Here is an 18,290-nt window from a genome sequence, read left to right as displayed (position 1 = left end):
ACGGAGGACCGCATCCCCCCGCAGGCGGGTGACGGTGCCTCGGAGCTGGACTTACGATGGCTTGCCCGGCGCGTCGCGGTGCCTGCGCCAGGCCACGGGACGCTTCCCGGCCAGGGCACCGGCCGCCTCTCGATGGAGCAACGATGATCCGTACGGCTCCGCATGCCGGGACGCCGGGCCGCACGGCGCCGGGCAGGTTCCGCGGCCCGTTCACGCGCTGGCCGCAGGGCTCGGACGCCGTCCTCGCGACCGTCATGTTCCTGCTGACCGCACTCCTGGAAGAGGGCCCGGGGGACTCCCTCCTCCTCCGCCCGATGACCCGAGTCCTCCAGCCCGCCCTCCTCCTCGTCACCGTGGCCGGCGCGGCGCTCTACCTGCGTCGGCGCAGGCCGGTCGCGGTTCTGTGCGTGGCACTCGTCGCGTGGCTCCCGACGCTGGGAAGCAACTACTCCGTTCTGGGCGGGATGGTGATAGTCGCGCTCTACAGTGTCGGGCGGCACGACGACGACAACCGGTGGGGCCCTCTCGGTATCGGCGCGGCCGTCGTCGCGCTCACGATCGACGGCTTCCTCCTCTCCACGCCCTGGGAGGACATCGGCTTCGGCTATGTCTGCATGTTCGGGGCCTGGTATCTCGGCCGACGCCTCCGGCTCCGAGCCGGGCGCGCTGCCCGGCTCCACCAGGAACAGGCCGCCGAGGCACGGCGGATCGTGGCCGAGGAGCGCACCCACATAGCCCGTGAACTGCACGACGTGGTCGCCCACCGGGTGAGCATGATGACGGTGCAGGCCGGTGCGGCCCGGATGGTGGCCGCCGAGGATCCGCAGGGCGCCCTGGAGGCGATGGCGGCGGTGGAGGAAGCGGGACGTCAGGCGCTGGACGAACTGCGCCACCTGCTGGGAGTGTTGCGGCCGAACGCCGAGCGCGACGGCCTTGGTCCTCAGCCGGGCCTGGCCGACCTGCCCCGTCTGGTGGCGGAGGTCCGGGAGGCGGGTCTGGACGTCTCGGTCACCGGCGGCATCCAGGATCGACTCCCGGCCCGCGTGGATCTGTCGGCGTACCGCATCGTCCAGGAGGCCCTGACCAACGTGCTCAAGCACAGCGGACCGCAGACCCGCACCGAGGTGCGCCTGCGCGCCGAAGGCGACGGCATCACCATCGAGGTCCTCGACGACGGCCGCGGCACCGCCGTCCGGTCGGTGTCGGCCGCGCACGAGGGCCTGCCCGGCCACGGCATCGTCGGCATGCGGGAACGAGCCCTCCTGCTCGGCGGAAGCCTCGACGCCCGGCCGCGTCCCGGCGGCGGATTCCGGCTCACCGCCCGGCTGCCCACCAAGGGGGAGCCCACATGAGCATCCGCGTCGTCGTCGCCGACGACCAGGCGCTGGTACGCCGCGGCTTCGCCATGATTCTCCGGGTCCACCACGACATCGAGGTCGTGGCCGAGGCGGGGACCGGTGTCGAGGCGATCGAGGCCGTACGCCGCCACCGCCCGGACGTGATCCTCATGGACATCCGCATGCCCGAGATGGACGGCCTCGAAGCGACCTCGCGGATCCTTCAGGAGGCCGACTGGGACACCCGGGTGCTGATCCTGACCACCTTCGACCCGGACGAGTACGTCTACGAGGCGCTGCGCTCCGGCGCCAGCGCCTTCGTCCTCAAGGACATTCCCCCCGAACAACTGGCCACCGCAGTACGCACCGTGGCCGAGGGCGGGACACTGCTGGCCCCCTCGATCACTCGCCGCTTCATCGACCGGTTCACGCAACGCCGCGTCAACACCGTCGCGGCGGCCCGCCTGGAACGGCTCACCGGTCGCGAGGGCGAGATCATGACCGCAGTCGCCCGCGGCGCGAGCAACGCGGAGATCGCCGAACAACTGTCGATCGGCGCGGCCACCGTCAAATCACACGTGTCGAGCATCCTCACCAAACTGGGGCTGCGCGACCGGATCCAGATCGTGATCTTCGCCTACGAGAGCGGCCTCGTGGAAGCGGGCGACCACGACGTCGGCCACTGACGCCCTCAGGTGGTGAGCTGCTGGTGCCCTATGACGGAGAGCAGTTCGAGCTTGCTGTGGCTCTCCGTGCCGGGGCGTGTGGTCAGGACGACCAAGGTCTGCGCGCGGTTCTCGGTGAACAGGACCTGGCCGTCGACATCGATGCGGCCGAGTTCGGGATGGACGATCGTCTTGCTCTCGTCGTAGCGCTGGGCGACCTCCTGCAACTCCCACAGACGGACGAACTCGGGGCTGTGTTCCTGGAGTTCGGCGAGGATCCGGGCGGCTCTGGGGGTGTCGCTGCCCGCTGTCAGCGCGACCCGCAGACGGGCCGCCTGGGCGCGACCGTGGTGTGGGTGGTCCTCCTCCGGGTACACCAGGCGCTCGGCGGGATCCATGAACCAGCGGTAGTAGGCGCTGCGGGCGAGCCCGGTGTGGCGGGTCTGGTCGCCGAGCAGTGCGATGGCCAGCGGGTTCATCGCGAGGGTGTCCGCCATGTCGGTCAGCACCAGGGCCGGGGAGTCGTCCAGGCGGTCCAGGACCCGCATCAGCGTCGGGCTGACATGCTCCGAGCGGTGGAAGCGGGCCGGGGCGTTGTGACCGATGAGACCGAAGAGATGGTCGCGCTCGTCCAGCGTCAGTCGAAGCGCCCGGGCGAGGGCCGTGGCCATCTGAACGGAGGGCTGCGGGGCGCGCTGCTGCTCCAGGCGGGCGTAGTAGTCGGTGGACATCCCGGCGAGCGAGGCGACCTCCTCGCGGCGCAGCCCCCGGGTACGCCTGCGTGGGCCCTCGACCAGCCCGACGTCATGGGGGCGCAGCGTCTCGCGCCGTCGGCGCAGGAACTCCGCCAGCTCCTTCTTGTCCATGCCCACCATCATGACCACCCTCCGTTCTCCCAGCCAGGGATCGCCGATCCATGGGTAAACCGTCCTCTCCCACCTCATCGAAGGCGCTCCTACGGTCGGAGCGAGGGGGCGATCACCGGCCCCCTGTCGGCGAAGGAAGAGGACACCTCCACATGAAGATGACCGGCAACACGATCCTGATCACCGGCGGCACCTCGGGAATCGGGCTCGGCCTGGCGCTGCGCCTGCACGAGGCCGGGAACAAGGTGATCGTCGCGGGGCGGCGCAAGGAACTGCTCGACCGGATCACGAGCGAGCACCCGGGCATCGAGGCACTCGCCCTCGACGTCGCCGACCCCGCCTCGATCGCTCGCGCCGCCGAATCGGTCGCGACGAGCCATCCGCAGCTGAACGTCCTGGTCAACAACGCGGGCATCATGCTGCCCGAGAACCTCCTCGACCCCGCCTCCCTCCCGATCGCCGAGGACCACGTCACGGTCAACCTGCTCGGTACGATCCGGATGACGTATGCCTTCCTGCCGCTGCTGGAGGACAAGAAGGACGCGGTCGTCATGAACGTCACCTCCGCGCTGGCGTTCGTGCCGCTGCCGATCACTCCGACCTACAACGCGACCAAGGCCGCGCTGCACTCCTTCTCCGAGAGCCTGCGCGTGCAGCTCACCGCCAGAGACGTCCAGGTGATCGAGGTGGCCCCGCCTGGCGTACGGACCACCCTGCTGGGCCAGCAGGACGACGAGAACGCCATGCCCCTGGACGACTTCCTCGACGAGACCCTCGCTCTGCTCCACGACCGTCCCGACGCCAAGGAAATCGTCGTGGAACGCGCCAAGTTCGTGCGCCACGCCGAGGCGAACGGCACGTACGACGACGTTCTGACGATGCTCGCCGGCGTCTGAACTCGCGCCGGTTGACCACAAGGGGCGTCCATCCCAGCCCCGACGCCCGAGTCCGCCGGACCTGATCTGGACGTTCTGCGGACGGTCTTCGCGCGAGGCCTAGGCCCATCTGCCGAGGCCGACTCGGACCGGAGTCGGGTCCGGGGCCCGGTCCGCGTCGCTAACCTCGGTGATCAGACACGATCACACGTGCCGCTCCGGGCCGAGCGTCGCCGCACGCCCGATGCACCCCTGTGAACCGGATGACGTACCACCGGCGTCATGGATGCACCCGAGGAGAGCGATGCCCGGCAGCGGCTACACGTTCGTCTGCAAGCTCGACGTACTGAAGGAGGGCGTCCCGCGACGCTTCGAGGTGGAGGGCGTCCCTGTCGCCCTCGTCCTGACCGAGCAGCAGGTCTTCGCGATCCACGACGTGTGTTCGCACAGCGCTGTCTCACTGTCGGAAGGGGAAGTCGACGGCTGCACGGTCGAGTGCTGGCTGCACGCCTCACGCTTCGACCTGCGCACCGGCCATCCCCTCGACCCACCGGCGACCCGCCCCGTCCCGGTCTATCCGGTTCGGATCGACGACGGATCCGTGTACGTACGCGCCACACCGCGGACCGAACAGTGACACGGGCACCCGACGGTCCCGGTCCCAGCGGCGAGCGGGCCGACGCCGCCCGCAACCGTGCCCGGCTGCTGGAGGTGGCTGCCCGGCTGGTGGCCGAGCGGGGCGTCGAGCACGTGACGATGCACGAGGTCGCGGAGGCGGCCGGCGTGGGAAAGGGCACGCTCTTCCGCCGGTTCGGCGACCGTGACGGCCTCCTGCTCGCCCTCCTCGCCGAAGCGGAGGCCGAATTCCAGGAGGCGTACACGTCGGGTCCGCCGCCGCTGGGGCCGGGAGCACCCGCGAGAGATCGCCTGGAGGCGTTCGGCTGCGCCCTCATCGAGCGCAACACCGCCGACGCGGACCCGGGCGCTGCCCTGGGACGCCGCCTGCCGCACGCACGCCGCCACGCGTCGGACACCGCCAGTGCCCTACACCGCCATGTATCAACGCTCCTTAGAGAAACGGGAGTTGATGGTGACCACGACATGCTCGCCCACGCCCTGCTCGCCTTCGTGAACTTCGAAACCGCCGACCACCTCCGCAACGAACACCAAGTCCCCGCCGCACTGCTCCAGTCCACCTGGGTCGACCTGGTACGACGGGTGTCTCGAGCCGACGAAGCACAGGGCGCTTCCGAGGAGAGGTGATGCGCTTCCAAGCGCGCCGGCTGTCGGCTTGCTCGTCAGCCGGTGACCGTGACCAGCACCCGGCCGCGCCCGCCCGCGTCGACCCGGTCGTGGGCCTTGGCGATGTCTTGGAGCGGGTAGGCGTCACCGATGTCGACGGTCAGGGCGCCGACTGCGGCTGCCGCGGTGAGGTCGCGGGCTGCCTGCCGTTTGGCCGCGGCGGGGAAGTCGTCGCTGCCGAGCAGGCGCAGGGTGACGTTGTTGAACAGCAGGGGCCAGAAGGGGAGTTCGGTGCGGTCGGCGTGGGTTCCGTAGGCGGCGATGACGGCGTCGAGTGCGGTGACCGCGTTGTCCAGGTCGGCGTTGGCCGACAGGGACACCTCGACGACGCGGTGCACGCCGTCGGGCGCGTAGGCGCGGATCTCCGCTGCGGGGTCGTGGGCGTCCAGGGCGACGGCGTGGGAGACGACGGCCGCGTCGACACTGTCCAGGTCGCCGCTGCGGCGGACGGTGCCGATGACGGTGGCGCCGCCCCAGCGGGCGAGCTGGGCGGCCAGGGAGCCGACGCCGCCGAGCACTCCGTGCACGAGTACGATCCGGCCGTCGACCGGGCCGTCCGCGAACACTGCGCGGTGGGCGGTGATCCCGGGGATGCCGAGGCTCGCGCCGAGTTCGTCGCCGAGGTGGTCGGGGAGCGGGACGGCCTGCTGGTCGGGTACGACGGTGTACTGGGCTGCGGTGCCGAAGGCCCGGTAGGACTGGGCGCCGTACACCCAGACCCGCTCTCCCACGCGGCGGGCGTCGACCCCGTCACCCACCTTGTCGATGACACCCGCGGCGTCGCTGTGCGGGATCACCCTCGGGTAGGGCATCGAGGAGCCGAGCCAGCCGCGGCGCTTCTTGGTGTCGCCGGGGTTGACGCCCGACACGCTCACGCGGATCCGCACGTCACCGGGGCCGGGCTCGGGGTCGGGCAGTTCGCCGACGCACAACACGTCGGCGGCGGGGCCTTGTTGGTCGTACCAGGACGCGAGCATGGACGTACCTCCGGTGTGGTTCAGGAGTTCTTCTCGAGGGGTTCCTCGCCCAGCGCCTCGCGGAGCCAGGCGCGTTCGGCGCGGCTGGTCGCGCGGGCGGTGAGGAGAAGGCCGCGCCGGTAGGGGTCGGTGATCTCCTCGGCGCGTATCGGCCGGTCGCCGTCGTAGAAGAAGCTCGCGGGCTCCTCCAGGAAGGCCAGGCGTCGGCGCAGTACCGCGTGCTGTTCGGTCACGTCGGGGAGCAGTGAGAGGAAGGACAGCACCGTGTAGAAGCGGGTGTGGTCGGTGATCTCGTGGTCGGCGGGATTGCGCAGGCGCTGGAGCATGTCGGCGTGGCCGGCCTCGGTGAGGCTCAGCAGGTAGCGGGCGGCACCCGCGCGCGGGTCGGGTTGCCGTTCCAGCAGGCCCACCTTGGCGAGGCGGTTGATGGCCGGGTAGAGGCTGCCGTCACTGACCGGGCGGGTGTAGCCGGTCAGATGGGAGACACGGCTGCGCAGTTCATGACCCGGCAAGGGGCCTTCGGCCAGGAAGCCCAGGATGGCGAGTTCCAGCATGGGGCCATCGTCTCACAGGTGCATCGAATCGATATTTACATCGAATCGAGGTTCTGGCTTTTCCGGGGCAAGGAAACGATCAAGGCGCAGGTGCCGCGGCAGAAGGCGGCCCCGTCGGTGACGGGGCCGCTCTCGGTCGTGACTTCTCGCAGCCGGTGCTCAGCGTTGGAGACTCTCAGCGGTCTTCCGCGGATCGTTCGACCCCCGGGCCTGGCGGAACGCGACATCGACACCCTCGGACCTGGTGAACACCTCGGGCCAACTACGGTCGGCCGTGGCTCGCGGAGCTCAGCCTCGTGCTGGGCGGCATCTCAGCGGAAGTCCGTCGGCACGGCAGTGATGTTGCTGGTGTTTCCCAGGCGTCCCAGACCATGCGATCGCTCTGGCGGCGCATGGTGACGCACAGGGCGCCGTCGATCAGAGGCCGCACCTCGGTAGTGCTTTGCTTCTGCCTCACCTGGCGAGGGCGGCTCGGAGGAACTCGAGGATCTCCGTGCGTGCGGGCTCGGCCTGCTGTGCCAGGCCCGGGATGCTGAGGAACGCGTGCCCCGCTCCGGGATATTCGGTGAGCCGCGTGGGTGTTCCGGCCGCTTGGAGCCGTTCGGCGTAGCGGCGGCCGTGGTCGGCCACCGGGTCGTGGGTCGGTACCACCACGAGCGCCGGGGCCAGCCCGTCGAGGTTGTCGGCGTAGAGCGGCGAGAGTGCGCGAGGGTCGGTTCCCGGTGGAACGGCGAGCCGCTGGAACAGGCGCAGCTGCGGTACGGCGAGCGTCGGGGTGCGGGCGTGCTCGGTGACCGAGTCGTGGTCGAGCATGGTCCCGGTCACGTCGACGGCGGGGTTGACCAGCACCTGCGCCGAAAGGCGCAGACCCGTCTCCCTGGCCCGGATCGCGGCCAGCGCGCTGATCAACGCGCCGCAGCTCTCGCCGAACACCGCCGTCCGCTCCGGGTCGATGCCCCACTGCGAGGCATGCTCCACCACGTGCCGGAGTACGTCCCAGCCGTCGTCGACGGCGTCTGTCATCGGGCTGTCCGGGGCGATGGGGCGGTGCTCGACCGAGACGACGAGTGCGGGCAGTTGGGCGGCGAGGTGGCTGTTGACCCAGTCGCTCTGCACCGCCGTGCCCACGAACCCTCCTCCGTGCACGTGGAGGACGAGTGGCAGGCCGGTCCGGCCGGCGTCGTCGCCCTCCCGTCCGGGGGACGGCCGGTACACCCGGACCGGGAGTTCGCGGCCCGGCAGCGTTACGTTCTGCCACTGAATCTCGGTGCCGGGGTCCGGCTCCCCGGTGAACGCCCGCGCCGCGCTCGACGCCCGGAAGCGGTTCTCCGCGTCGCGATAGGCGATCAGCTCCTGGGTCGTCATCGCCGACCAGTCCGGCTCCGGCGGTCGCTCCACAGCAGTTGCCTCACTCATGTTTTCTCCTCGCTCGGATGGTTTCGCGACTTCAGGTATCGAAACCTAAGGTAGCGAAAACAGGTACCGTGTGGGAATGGCTTCGACCGCATCCGCCAGACCCCCCGGGCGCCCGCGTGCGGGCGTCAACACCGTGGTGTTCGCCGCGACGCTGAGCACGGTCCGCGAGCTCGGCTATGCCCGCGCCACCGTCGAGCGCATCGCCGCGGTGGCCGGTGTCGCGAAGTCGACGGTCTATCGGCGCTGGCCGTCGAAGGGCGAACTGATCGTCGACTGCCTCCTGGACGCGTTCGGCCCGGTGCCGCTGGAGGGCGCCGGCCGGGCCGAGCTCATGTCCTCGTCGATCCGCTGGGCCGCGGCGAAGATCGGTGAACCCGGCGTGGGGGACGCGTTCGCGGGCGTGTTCAGTGACGCCGTCAGCGACCCGGCCCTGCGCGAGATCCTGTCCACGCGGTTGCAGGACCCGTACCGGTTCGCCCTCCAGGACGCGCTCGGCGAGCCGGAGACCCGGGTCCTGTTCTTCATCGACGTCGTGGTTGGTGCCCTGCTCCACCGGATGGGGATGACCGGCGAGCCGATGGTCGATGCCGACGTCGACGCACTGGTCGAGATGGTTGTGCCGCACTTCGCCGACGATCCCGGCCCGACTCAGGCCTCCTGACAAAGCGGTGGGCTTGACCTGGTCGGCGGTCGGCGGTTGGCGGCCTGCGGTCGGTGTCGTGCCCGAGGCCACCGGGCGGCAGGACGCGGTCAGCCGCGCAGTCGCACGCGATAAACCCGGCGACGCGGACGATCAGCCCCGGGATAGTGGTGGCCCATGGATGAGGTCAAAGTCGTCGTCGCCCATTCCGAGCGCGCGACCCTGCGCGTCGGCGATGTGTTCCTGAAGGTGGACGCCGATCAGGCGCGCATCGACGTCGAGGTCGAGGCGATGGCCCTGGCGCCGGTCCCGACTCCGGAGGTCCTGTGGCGGAGGCCGCCCGTGCTCGCGATCGCCGCGGTCCCGGGGACGGCTCTCGGCCGCCTCGGCGAGCCGTCGACTGCGTCCCCGGCGGCATGGGCCGCGGCGGGTGCGGCCGTCCGGAAGCTGCACGACGCTCCGTTGCCGCCCCGGCCCGGCCGGGCGGGCCGGCATCTCGACGAGCTGGCGGCGGACCTCGACGGCGAGTGCGAGCGGCTCGTGGCGGACGGCGTCCTGCCCGCCGACCTGGTCAGTCGCAACCGCCACGTCGCCGAGGCCGCTCTCCGGCCGTGGACTCCGGCGTTCACGCACGGCGACCTGCAGATCGCTCACGTGTTCGTCGACGGCGACGAGATCACGGGCATCATCGACTGGTCCGAGGCGGGCCAGGGCGATGCCCTGTACGACCTCGCCACCCTCACGCTCGGACACGAGGAGCACCTCGGCGACGTCATCGCCGGCTACGGCACCGACGTCGACCCAGACCTCGACGTGATCCGCGCGTGGTGGTCGTTGCGAAGCCTGCTGGCGGTCCGCTGGCTGGCCGAGCACGGCTTCGACCCGTCCGCCCCGGGCTGTGAGGTCGACGTACTGAGATCCCGGATGTGAGGCTGCCCGGGCCCGCCGCCATGAGCGCGTTCGCGGCACCCGCCACCCGGCCCCGACCACCCGGCACCCGCCACCCGGCCCCGACCACCCGGCACCCGACCACACGCGACGCGCAGCCTTCGCCGATGACCCGGGCTCACCGCGCCACGGTCGCCAGGACGTCGTGGCCCAGCCGCTGGATGACGTCCGTGGCGAGCCGGTGACGCACCAGCTTGCCGTCCCGGGTGGAGCGCACCAGGCCCGCGTCGCGCAGAGTCCGAAGCGCGCGCGAGACCTGCGGTTCGGTGGAGCCGAGTCGGGTGGCGAGCTCCGAGGTGGTGATGGGCTCGCCCAGCAGATGGCGGCACAGCTCCATCCGCGCGGGCGAGGTGAGCGCCATCAGCCGCTGATGCAGATCCCGTACGGTCAGGTCCGCGGTCGGGGTGGTGCCGCGCGCCGCGTACTGCACCACCACGCACGACGGGTGTTCGTGCTTGACGGTCAGATGCGGCCACACCCGGGCGGACGGCACGAGGACGAGGGGGCGCGGGGCCACCTTCACCTCGTCGATCTGCAGTTTGTCCAGGCGTACTCGTTCCCCCGGTCCGACCCGGGCCGCGGTCGGCAGCAGTTCGGTGAGCACATCCGCAGGGGAGCGGGACGCCAGTCGGCGACGTACCTCCCGGGCGTGCTCCTCCAGGGCCGGGCGCAGGATGCGCCAGTCCTCGGCGAAGAACGCGGTGTCGGCGGCCCGCAGCACCGCCAGCAGCCGGTCCCGCAGATCGAGCGGTGCCGCCACCAACTGTCGCGCCAGCTCACCGCGGGCGTAGGAGCGGCGCTGGCAGCTGCGTGCGTAGTCCTCCGCGGCGGCGGTGCCGGCGCGCAACTCGCGAACCGGCGGCATGGCCTGCGCGTTGGTGCCGAGGACTCCGGGCGCCACCAGTTCGAGGAAGTCCTCGGTCCGCAGTTCCGCGATCGCCGCCAGCTCCTCGTCCAGGCTCGTCGCGAGCGGCAACGCACGGGGGAAGAACAGGCGGCAGCGGAAGCGGGCCCACAGGGGAGCGAACGTGGACAACTCGTCGCGCAGTTCGGGGCTCGCGGCGACGGCTCGGGACGCCCAGCCGGTGGCCTCCGGGTGGTGCTCGGGTTCGGCGAGCACATGCAGGCCCGCCATCAGCTCCGACAGCGGGGAGGGCCCTGCCGCGAGGTCCGCGGGGCCGAGCCCTCCGAGGTCGAGAACGATGCTCACGCCGTCAGCGTACGGCCGAGGTCACCGCACCGGCGCGCCCGGACCGAGCGGGATGCCCAGCAGATACCAGACGAAGAACAGCAGCACCCACACCACCAGCATGATCACGGCGATGGGCAGCGTGAAGGAGACCAGGGTGCCGATGCCGGCCTTGCGGCGGAGGGTCTGCAGATAGCCGACACAGAGCATGAACGAGGTGCTCATCGGGGTGATGGAGTTCGTGCAGGAATCGGCGATGCGGTACAGGGCCATGGTGGTGGCCGGGCTGGTGCCGAGCAGCATCAGCATCGGTACGAGTGCCGGGGCCACCAGGGCCCACAGGGCGGAGCCGGAGGTGATGAGGAGGTTCATCAGCGCGACCGTGAGGATCAGCAGGGAGAACAGCACCAGAGTGGGCGCGCCCAACTGCTCCAGGAAGTCCGCGCCTTCGACCGCGACGACCGTGGCGATGTTGGTCCACTTGAACAGGGCGAGGAACTGCGACACGGCGAAGAAGAGCACCAGCAGCGGAGCGATGGACCGCACTCCCTCCGCCATGAACTCCGGTATCGCGCGGCTTCCCCTGATCCGCCCGGTGAGCCGCCCGTACACCGCGCCGATGAGGAGGAAGAAGACGGTGAGGAAGACGGCGATGGCGTTCATGAAGGTGGACTCCACGATCGCGCCGCCCTCTCCGCGGAGCGGCGACGAGGCGGGCAGCATCGCGAGCACGATCAGCGCGGCGTAGCCGAGGACGGCCAGTCCGGTTGTCCGCAGGGCCCGTACCTCGGTGGCGTCGTCGACCTCGGCGGCGACGACCTGCTGTGCCGCGGCGGCCTCCAGGTCCGCGTCGGGGAGCAGGTGGTGCTCGCGCTTGGCGAGGATCTTGTCCACGACCAGGGCGATCGTGCCGGCCAGTACGAACGCCGAGACGGTGGTGAAGTACATGTTGTCCGTCGCGCGGACCACCACGTCCTTGTCGACGAGCTGCGCGGCCTCGGTGGCCACGGAGGCGAACAGCGCGTCACCGGGGGCGATCAGCGGGTTGGCGTCACCCGCGGCGTTGATGGAGACGAACGCGACGATCATGCCGAGCATGGGGGAGCGGCCCACGGCGCGGAAGGCCACCGCCCCGAGCGGGATGAGGACGACGTACGCGGAGTCGGACAGGAACTTCCCCAGTACGCCGCCCAGGGCCACGCCCAGGACGACGGCGCGCGGGGACAGGCCCGACAGCATGCGGCGGGCCAGCGCCTCGAAGAGCCCCGACCGCTCGGCGACCGCGACGCCGAGCATCACCATGAGCACGGTGCCGAGCGGGCCGAAGGTGACGAAGGATTCCTCGGCGCCGGTGATCAGATCCCGTACGGCGTCCGCCGACAGGGCGCTGCGCACGCCGACCAGGTCGCCCGACGAGGGGTCTTCGACCTGCAGACCCGAGACGTTGAGGGCCCAGCTGACGAGGGCGACCACCCCGCCCAGGATCCAGAACAGCCAGAACGGATGTGGCAGTGCGTTTCCGGCACGCTCGACCAGGTCGAGGAGGCGGGAGCCACGGCCCCCCTCGTCGGGCTCGTCGGCCTGCACCTCCTGGGTGCGGCTGTCGGGTGTGCTCATGGCGGACTCCTGTGAGGACGGTGGAACGAGGGCACGACGCGACCGCGTCGCGGGCGCTGTGTGGGAAACGGGGACCCAGGGCCGCGCACGATCCGTCGCGACGGCACGCGGGGTGTTTGCCGGGTTGCGCTGCACAGTAGGTCCCGCGTCCGGTCCCGTCACCGTCCTGCGGAACAGTTGACCTCATGACGTCAAGTGATCGCCATGACGTGTGCAACTGCCTAGCGTCACGGAGGTGATCTCGTACGACACCCCCCACGCCTGCCCGCCCGAACCCCTCCAGGACGGGGCCCTGTGGCGCCGCAGCCTGCGCGTTCCCATGCGGGACGGCGTCCATCTCGCCGCCGACCTGTACTCCGCCTCACCCGAGCCGGAGGCGACCGCGCTTCCCGTGCTCCTGGAGCGCACGCCGTACGGCCGGCGCACGCAGCGCGGTTCCGACCAGGACCGCAGCGACGCGCCCGTCCCGCAGCCCGAGGACATCGCCCGGCACTTCACCGAGGCCCGCTACCACGTCGTACGGCAGGACTGCCGGGGCCGCGGCGACTCCGAGGGAACGTTCGTGAAGTACCTGGGCGAGGGCCCGGACGGCGCGGACACGATCGCCTGGATCAGGAACCAGCCGTGGTGCGACGGCAGGGTCGTGATGACAGGGGTGTCCTACTCCGCCCACGTCCAGGCGGCCGCGGCCGCCGAGGGGACGCAGGGGCTCGCCGCCATGTTCCAGGACTCGGGCGGCTTCTCCTGTGCGTACGACGCGGGGATGCGGATGGGCGGCGCCTTCGAGCTGAAGCAGGTGACCTGGGCACTGCGGCACGCGCTGCAGAGCCCGGAGGCGGCGGCTGATCCGGTGCTGCGCGAGGCACTCCTGCGAGTGGACGTGCCGGGCTGGTTCGGTGCGATGCCATGGCGGCCGGGCTGTACGCCGCTGCGGCACCTGTCGGCGTACGAGGACTTCCTCCTGGAGCAGTGGCGGCAGGACACCTTCGGGGACTTCTACCGCACCCCGGCGCTCTACGGGCGAGGCTTCTACGGGCGTTTCCCGGACGCGCCGAGCCTGCACATGGGCAGCTGGTACGACCCCTACGTCCGCTCCACCATCGAGAACTTCACCGCCCTGCGGGAACTGAAGTCTGCGCCCTCCTACCTGGTCATGGGCCCCTGGACGCACGGGCACCGCTGCGAGACGCACGCCGGAGAAGTGGACTTCGGACCGCGAGCGACACTGGACGGCAACCTCGCCCCGTCCTACCTGGAATTCCGCCGCCGCTGGTTCGACCGCGCGCTGGGCCGGGAGGACGAGGGGAGTCCGGAGGGCGGAGACCTTCCCGCCGTCCAGTACTTCCTGATGGGCGGCGGTGACGGCAGACGCGATGCGGCAGGGCGGATGCGGCACGGCGGAGTGTGGCGCACCGACACCCAGTGGCCGCCGACGTCGACGGCCCCCGTCGCCCTGTACCTCACCACCGACGGCGCCCTCACACTCGACCCGCCCACCACGGCCGCCGCGTCGGTGACCTACGACTTCGACCCGCACCACCCGGTACCCACCATGGGAGGCCAGGTCACCTCGGGCGAGCCGGTGATGACCGGCGGGGCGTACGACCAGAACGCCCCGGACGCCCGGGTGTACGGGGCGCGCGAGCCGTACCTGCCGCTGGACTCCCGCCCGGACGTCATCAGCCTGACCACACCGCCGCTTCAGCGGGACGTGGTGCTGGCCGGCCCGGTGTCCGCACGGCTCCACATCTCCACGACGGCCCCGGACACCGACTTCACCATCAAGCTGATCGACGTCCACCCGCCCAACCCCGACTATCCGCACGGCTTCGCCATGAACATCACCGACGGCATCGTCCGCTGCCGCTTCCACCGCTCCTACGAGAAGCCGGAGCTGCTCACTCCCGGCGAGGTGTACGAGATCGAGGTCACCGCCCCCGACACGGCGAACCGCTTCGCCGCCGGCCACCGCATCCGGCTCGACATCTCCTCCAGCAACTTCCCCCGCTTCGACGTCAACACGAACACCGGCGAACCGGAGGCCGCCGCCCGCCGCACCGCCGTGGCCGCGAACACCGTGCACATGGATGCCGAACACCCCTCCCATGTGCGTGTGTGGGTGGAAGGGGGAGCGGACGCGTTCGCTTAGCGGCCGGAGCGGGTCTGGCCGGCCCCGCCGCCCTCAGTCGCCTCAGCCTTGACGATCTCCGTGAACCTGAGGACTCTCAAAGGTAGTTGACGATCCGTCAGTCATGGTCCGTCAGTCACGGTTCGTCAGTCACGTCGGACGGATCGAGTGATTTCGAGAGAGGGGTTCAAGGGTGCCGGATTACGAGTTACCCCACGATGGGACGTCATTCCCCTTCCCGCCGGGTCCTCACGGCAGCCCGCCCCGGGACTACAGCAGCAGGCGGAGTGCCTGCCCGCTGGCCCCGGTGGTCCTGCCCAGCGGGGACGAAGCTCTCCTGGCGACCACGTACGACGACGTGCGGGCAGTCCTCGGAGACCTGCGTTTCAGCCGCAATCTGCGCTACGCGGGCGCGCCGCGCATGCTGGCCGCCGCCGACTTCTCCGACGATCCGAACGCACTGGTCAATATGGACCCGCCCGAGCACACGCGGCTGCGGCGCATCGTTCAGGCCGCCTTCACTCCTCGGCGGGCCGAGACCTGGCGGCCCCGCATCCAGGCCGTCGCGGACGAGCTCCTCGCGGAGATGCGCGCCGGGGCACGCCCGACAGACCTGATGACGGCCTTCGCGTTCCCGCTGCCGATCGACATCATCTGCACACTGCTCGGCGTCCCGGCCCAGGACAGCCCGCACTTCCGCGGCTGGTCGGACCTGTTCCTGTCCACGAGCACCGCCGACGCACCGGAACGTGCCAAAGCCGGCGCGGAGTTCGCCGCGTACGTCGACGACCTGATCGCCGTGCGCCGCCGGGCCCCGGGCGAGGATCTGCTCGACGACCTCATCAGCGCCCACGACGCGGACGACCGGCTCAACGAAGTCGAGCTGGCCCGCATGGTCCGGGGGCTGATCATCGCGGGACACGAGACCACCGGCAACGTCATCGGCCGCGGCATCCTCACGCTCCTGCGGCACCCGGACCAACTCGCCGTGTTCCGCGACGATCCAGCGCTCCTGAACATCGCCGTCGAGGAGATCCTCCGCATGGAAGTCCCGGGCCACGGAGGGCTGTTGCGTGTTGCCACCGAAACCGTGTCGCTCCCGTCAGGGGGAACTGTCAGCCAGGGACAGGGAGTTCTCGCCCCGGTCGTGGCCGCGAACTTCGATCCCCAGCACTTCCCGGACCCGGACACGTTCGACGTCCGGCGTGCCGACAACAAGCACATCACCTTCGGACACGGTCCGCACTTCTGTCTGGGCGCCAACCTCGCGCGAGTCGAACTGCAGGTCGCCATCGGCTCGCTGATCCGGGAACTGCCCGGCCTCGCACTCGCAGGCAGCGCCCAGGAACTCACCTGGAGCAGCGGAAGCCGGGTCTGCAGCGTTTCGCAACTACCCGTCACCTGGTAGGCAATCCCTCGAACTGTCCGTCACCGATGGAGCCGCTTGCGCAGCGCGGGTGCCGAGGCGCTCTCCCACACCGCGGGCACCTCCTGTTCCCTGGTGTGGGCGACGGCCTGCTCCGCGCCGTACAGCAGACCCCAGGTGAAACCGGCTTCGCCGACGGCGTGGGCCGCCACGGCCTGATCCCTGATCGTGCCGCGGGCGACCACGCTGTCCTGATGATCGCCGAGGACCTTCTGAACCGCCTTGACCCGCTTGCCCAGACGCGTGGCCGGTTTGCCGAGGGCAGGACGGGCCACCTCGGTGGCATAGCGCACCTTCTTCGCCGCCTTGCGGGCCTGGTGCAGCGCCACGTCGCGTTTCGGGCCGGGCGACAGGTCCAGAGCGGGGGTCATGCGCCCGGCCAGGCGGTCGTACTCCTTGAGGACGGCCCTGGCCATGACCTTGCCCGCCTTCTTGCGGGCCTTGGCACGCAGCGGAGGCTGTTCCACCAGCGTGGCGAGGGAGTCGAGCAGGGTCAGGTAGCGGCGCGAGCTCAGGGCATCGAGAGTGCGCTGACGGGTCTCGGCGCCACGGGCGACGTTCCACGTCTGCAGCCGGGCCACGACGGGGCCGAGAACTAGCTCCTCGGGCAGGACATGGATCCGGTGGGTGAGGCGCTCCATCAGCACTTCCTGATCGCGCTCGGCGCCCAACTCGCCCGCCAGCCACTTCAGTTCGGTCCGGATCGGGTCTGTGACATCGCGGTCGAGGACTGACCGGTAGGAGCGCAGACAACTGCGCAGACGGCGACAGGCGACACGCATCTTGTGAACCGAGTCGGGCCGGTCGCGACGTACAGCCGGGTCGAGAGCGGTGAGGACACGGATCTGTTCGCGCACGTACGCCAGGACCTGCTCGCCGGCCGAGCCAGGGTTCAGCCCCAGGTCGCCGGACTGGTCACTGCCGATGGCTCGGGCGGCGGGCTCCGTCTCGTCGAGGGCCCGCGCCAGCTTCGACGGGGACTGCGCGCGAGCGATGCCCCTCTTGCGCAGCTTCTTGTCCACGGCATCCAGCAGAGCGGGATCGGCGCCCTCGGCCAGTTCCACCTCCACCTCGTTCCACGCGGTACGCCTGCCCTCCGTACGCAGGGATTCAGCGCGGACCATGTCGATGTTCAGCGCGGCACGGAGAGTGCCCTCGGCGTCGACAAGATGCCGCACCTCGCGGGTCGAGCGGATACGAACCACCGGGGTCAGCTTTGCCCCGCGCGTGCGGGAGACGGTCAGGTCGAGCATGGCGTCCGGGACGGCGTACGTGTCTGCAGCGGTAGCGGTAGCGGTAGTGGTACTGGCGTCGGCGTCGGTCAGAGCCGACTGGATCTCCTCCCGACTGTCGCCCGGCAACGGCAGCTTGAGATGCCACCCGGCGTCGGAGCCGCCGGTCCTGCGGCGCAGCGTGGCAGAAGAACCGGACAGACGAAGGTCGGCGGTGTCGTAGTAGACCGCGTCCAACTCCTCGGGTCCCCGGTCGACGACCGCCGTGACACCTTCCACACGCTCCAACCGGGACAGCCAGGAGGCATCGGACAGCCAGGACGTGTCGGCGGACGAAGGGACGGCGTACTTTCGTTCTGTCTCGCGCATCGACTGGACCATGTAGTACCGGTAGGCGCGATCCGCCGGGTGAAACACGGCTTTGGACATGATTTCGCATTTCGGTCCGCGGGCCGCCCTCTGTTCTGTACGCGGATCTCTGTACGCGGATCTCTGTACGCGGGTCGCCGTCCGTGCGACGAGGGTCGCTGTTTGCCGACCGCGGGGCTGGATACCCGACGCGCATGGCTGGAGCAAGCAACAAGACGACGAACGGACAGTCGCCGACCGCGAGCGCGCGAGCGGCGAAGAAGACCGTGACCGAAGGCGCCGCGGCGCCGGCGAAGGAGTCGCAGCAGGCTGCCGCCCAGGCGGCGGAGAGCGCCGGAGAGGCGGCGACCGCCGTAGGACGCGGCAGCAAGGAAGTCGTGGTGAGTCTCGGCGGAGCCGCGTCGGAGAAGGCCAGGGAAGCGGCCAGGACAGTGCAGGGAACCGTCTCCTCGGCCGCCCAGCAGACGATCGGCAAGGCCGGCATGGCATGGACCCTCCTGAAGGCCAGGAAGGTCCTGGCTGTCGCCGCCGGAGCGGGCACGGCCACCGTGGTCCTCTGCTCCTACACGCTGGGCCGCCGTGCCGGTCTGCGTCGGCGTGGACCGCTCTCCCGCCTCAGCGGCGGCCGTCTCTGAGCAGCAGAACACCACCGAGGCGCTCCTCGGCACGGGCCCGCGAGAGCTTTCCGCTCTGGCGGGCCCGCCCGTTTGACCAGCGGGTACGGGACCGGCCACTCGACTGGCCCGCAG

At 70.5% G+C, this 18,290-nt stretch carries 17 protein-coding genes; 10 read left to right on the top strand and 7 right to left on the bottom strand.

Translation table 11 applies throughout. From position 1 onward, the window contains the following. Nucleotides 1–143: 143 nt before the first annotated feature. A complete protein-coding gene (locus tag ACN20J_RS03435) occupies nucleotides 144–1,352 on the top strand; it encodes a sensor histidine kinase (protein ID WP_419665169.1) in 1,209 nt (402 codons plus the stop codon). Continuing rightward, nucleotides 1,349–2,023 carry a response regulator transcription factor gene (locus tag ACN20J_RS03430; protein WP_189841887.1) on the top strand — a complete coding sequence of 225 codons (675 nt, stop codon included), beginning with the start codon at nucleotides 1,349–1,351 and terminating at the stop codon, nucleotides 2,021–2,023. Before ACN20J_RS03435 ends, ACN20J_RS03430 begins: the two co-directional genes overlap by 4 nt. 5 nt (nucleotides 2,024–2,028) lie before the next feature. On the opposite strand, the gene ACN20J_RS03425 is transcribed toward ACN20J_RS03430, so the two are convergent. Next, nucleotides 2,029–2,868 carry a helix-turn-helix transcriptional regulator gene (locus tag ACN20J_RS03425; protein ID WP_419665168.1) on the bottom strand — a complete coding sequence of 280 codons (840 nt, stop codon included), beginning with the start codon at nucleotides 2,866–2,868 and terminating at the stop codon, nucleotides 2,029–2,031. 152 nt (nucleotides 2,869–3,020) lie between these two features. Between ACN20J_RS03425 and ACN20J_RS03420 the strand changes: the two genes are divergently transcribed. The 3 genes from ACN20J_RS03420 (at nucleotide 3,021) to ACN20J_RS03410 (ending at nucleotide 5,006) form a co-directional block, all read left to right on the top strand. Beyond that, the gene (locus tag ACN20J_RS03420) at nucleotides 3,021–3,764 is read left to right on the top strand and encodes an SDR family oxidoreductase (protein WP_419665167.1); all 744 of its coding nucleotides are present in this window, start codon (nucleotides 3,021–3,023) and stop codon (nucleotides 3,762–3,764) included. 283 nt (nucleotides 3,765–4,047) lie between these two features. Continuing rightward, on the top strand, nucleotides 4,048–4,380 hold the full coding sequence (locus ACN20J_RS03415) for a non-heme iron oxygenase ferredoxin subunit (RefSeq protein WP_189841890.1): 333 nt from the start codon (nucleotides 4,048–4,050) through the stop codon (nucleotides 4,378–4,380). Continuing rightward, nucleotides 4,377–5,006, top strand: coding sequence for a TetR/AcrR family transcriptional regulator (locus ACN20J_RS03410; protein ID WP_419665166.1), 630 nt, complete (start codon nucleotides 4,377–4,379; stop codon nucleotides 5,004–5,006). The genes ACN20J_RS03415 and ACN20J_RS03410 overlap by 4 nt, the downstream gene beginning before the upstream one ends. A 35-nt stretch (nucleotides 5,007–5,041) precedes the next feature. Here ACN20J_RS03410 and ACN20J_RS03405 read toward each other — a convergent pair whose 3' ends face one another. From ACN20J_RS03405 to ACN20J_RS03395, 3 genes are all read right to left on the bottom strand, one after another. Then, a complete protein-coding gene (locus ACN20J_RS03405; RefSeq protein ID WP_419665165.1) occupies nucleotides 5,042–6,022 on the bottom strand; it encodes an NADPH:quinone reductase in 981 nt (326 codons plus the stop codon). A 20-nt stretch (nucleotides 6,023–6,042) separates the two neighbouring features. Continuing rightward, nucleotides 6,043–6,576, bottom strand: a complete 534-nt coding sequence (locus tag ACN20J_RS03400; protein ID WP_419665164.1) for a PadR family transcriptional regulator — start codon at nucleotides 6,574–6,576, stop codon at nucleotides 6,043–6,045. A 453-nt stretch (nucleotides 6,577–7,029) separates the two neighbouring features. Beyond that, entirely contained in the window at nucleotides 7,030–7,992 is a 963-nt protein-coding gene (locus ACN20J_RS03395) for an alpha/beta hydrolase (protein ID WP_419665163.1), read from the bottom strand. 76 nt (nucleotides 7,993–8,068) lie between these two features. On the opposite strand from ACN20J_RS03395, the gene ACN20J_RS03390 reads away from it, so the two are divergent. Both ACN20J_RS03390 and ACN20J_RS03385 read left to right on the top strand, forming a co-directional pair. Then, entirely contained in the window at nucleotides 8,069–8,653 is a 585-nt protein-coding gene (locus ACN20J_RS03390) for a TetR/AcrR family transcriptional regulator (protein ID WP_419665162.1), read from the top strand. 156 nt (nucleotides 8,654–8,809) lie between these two features. Then, the gene (locus ACN20J_RS03385; protein WP_419665161.1) at nucleotides 8,810–9,562 is read left to right on the top strand and encodes a phosphotransferase family protein; all 753 of its coding nucleotides are present in this window, start codon (nucleotides 8,810–8,812) and stop codon (nucleotides 9,560–9,562) included. Nucleotides 9,563–9,698: 136 nt separating this feature from the next. Here the strand turns inward: ACN20J_RS03385 and ACN20J_RS03380 are convergent, their stop codons facing one another. Together ACN20J_RS03380 and ACN20J_RS03375 are read right to left on the bottom strand one after the other, a co-directional pair. Next, the gene (locus ACN20J_RS03380) at nucleotides 9,699–10,790 is read right to left on the bottom strand and encodes a DUF5937 family protein (RefSeq protein ID WP_419665160.1); all 1,092 of its coding nucleotides are present in this window, start codon (nucleotides 10,788–10,790) and stop codon (nucleotides 9,699–9,701) included. Nucleotides 10,791–10,811: 21 nt separating this feature from the next. Next, a complete protein-coding gene (locus tag ACN20J_RS03375) occupies nucleotides 10,812–12,386 on the bottom strand; it encodes an AbgT family transporter (protein WP_419665159.1) in 1,575 nt (524 codons plus the stop codon). Between the two features lie 235 nt (nucleotides 12,387–12,621). Between ACN20J_RS03375 and ACN20J_RS03370 the strand changes: the two genes are divergently transcribed. Further along, entirely contained in the window at nucleotides 12,622–14,535 is a 1,914-nt protein-coding gene (locus ACN20J_RS03370) for a CocE/NonD family hydrolase (protein ID WP_190231190.1), read from the top strand. Nucleotides 14,536–14,821: 286 nt separating this feature from the next. After that, the gene (locus ACN20J_RS03365) at nucleotides 14,822–15,922 is read left to right on the top strand and encodes a cytochrome P450 (protein ID WP_419665158.1); all 1,101 of its coding nucleotides are present in this window, start codon (nucleotides 14,822–14,824) and stop codon (nucleotides 15,920–15,922) included. A 20-nt stretch (nucleotides 15,923–15,942) separates the two neighbouring features. Here the strand turns inward: ACN20J_RS03365 and ACN20J_RS03360 are convergent, their stop codons facing one another. Then, a complete protein-coding gene (locus ACN20J_RS03360; protein ID WP_419668825.1) occupies nucleotides 15,943–17,553 on the bottom strand; it encodes a CHAD domain-containing protein in 1,611 nt (536 codons plus the stop codon). A 182-nt stretch (nucleotides 17,554–17,735) separates the two neighbouring features. Between ACN20J_RS03360 and ACN20J_RS03355 the strand changes: the two genes are divergently transcribed. Then, the gene (locus ACN20J_RS03355) at nucleotides 17,736–18,176 is read left to right on the top strand and encodes a hypothetical protein (RefSeq protein ID WP_189841899.1); all 441 of its coding nucleotides are present in this window, start codon (nucleotides 17,736–17,738) and stop codon (nucleotides 18,174–18,176) included. Nucleotides 18,177–18,290: the final 114 nt, after the last annotated feature.

The sequence above is a fragment of the Streptomyces sp. 2-1 genome (assembly GCF_048564895.1).
GTDB classification, from domain to species: Bacteria; Actinomycetota; Actinomycetes; order Streptomycetales; family Streptomycetaceae; genus Streptomyces; species Streptomyces phaeochromogenes.
The sequence above is the reverse complement of the archived record's forward strand: the minus strand, read 5'-3'. Positions and strand labels throughout refer to the sequence as shown.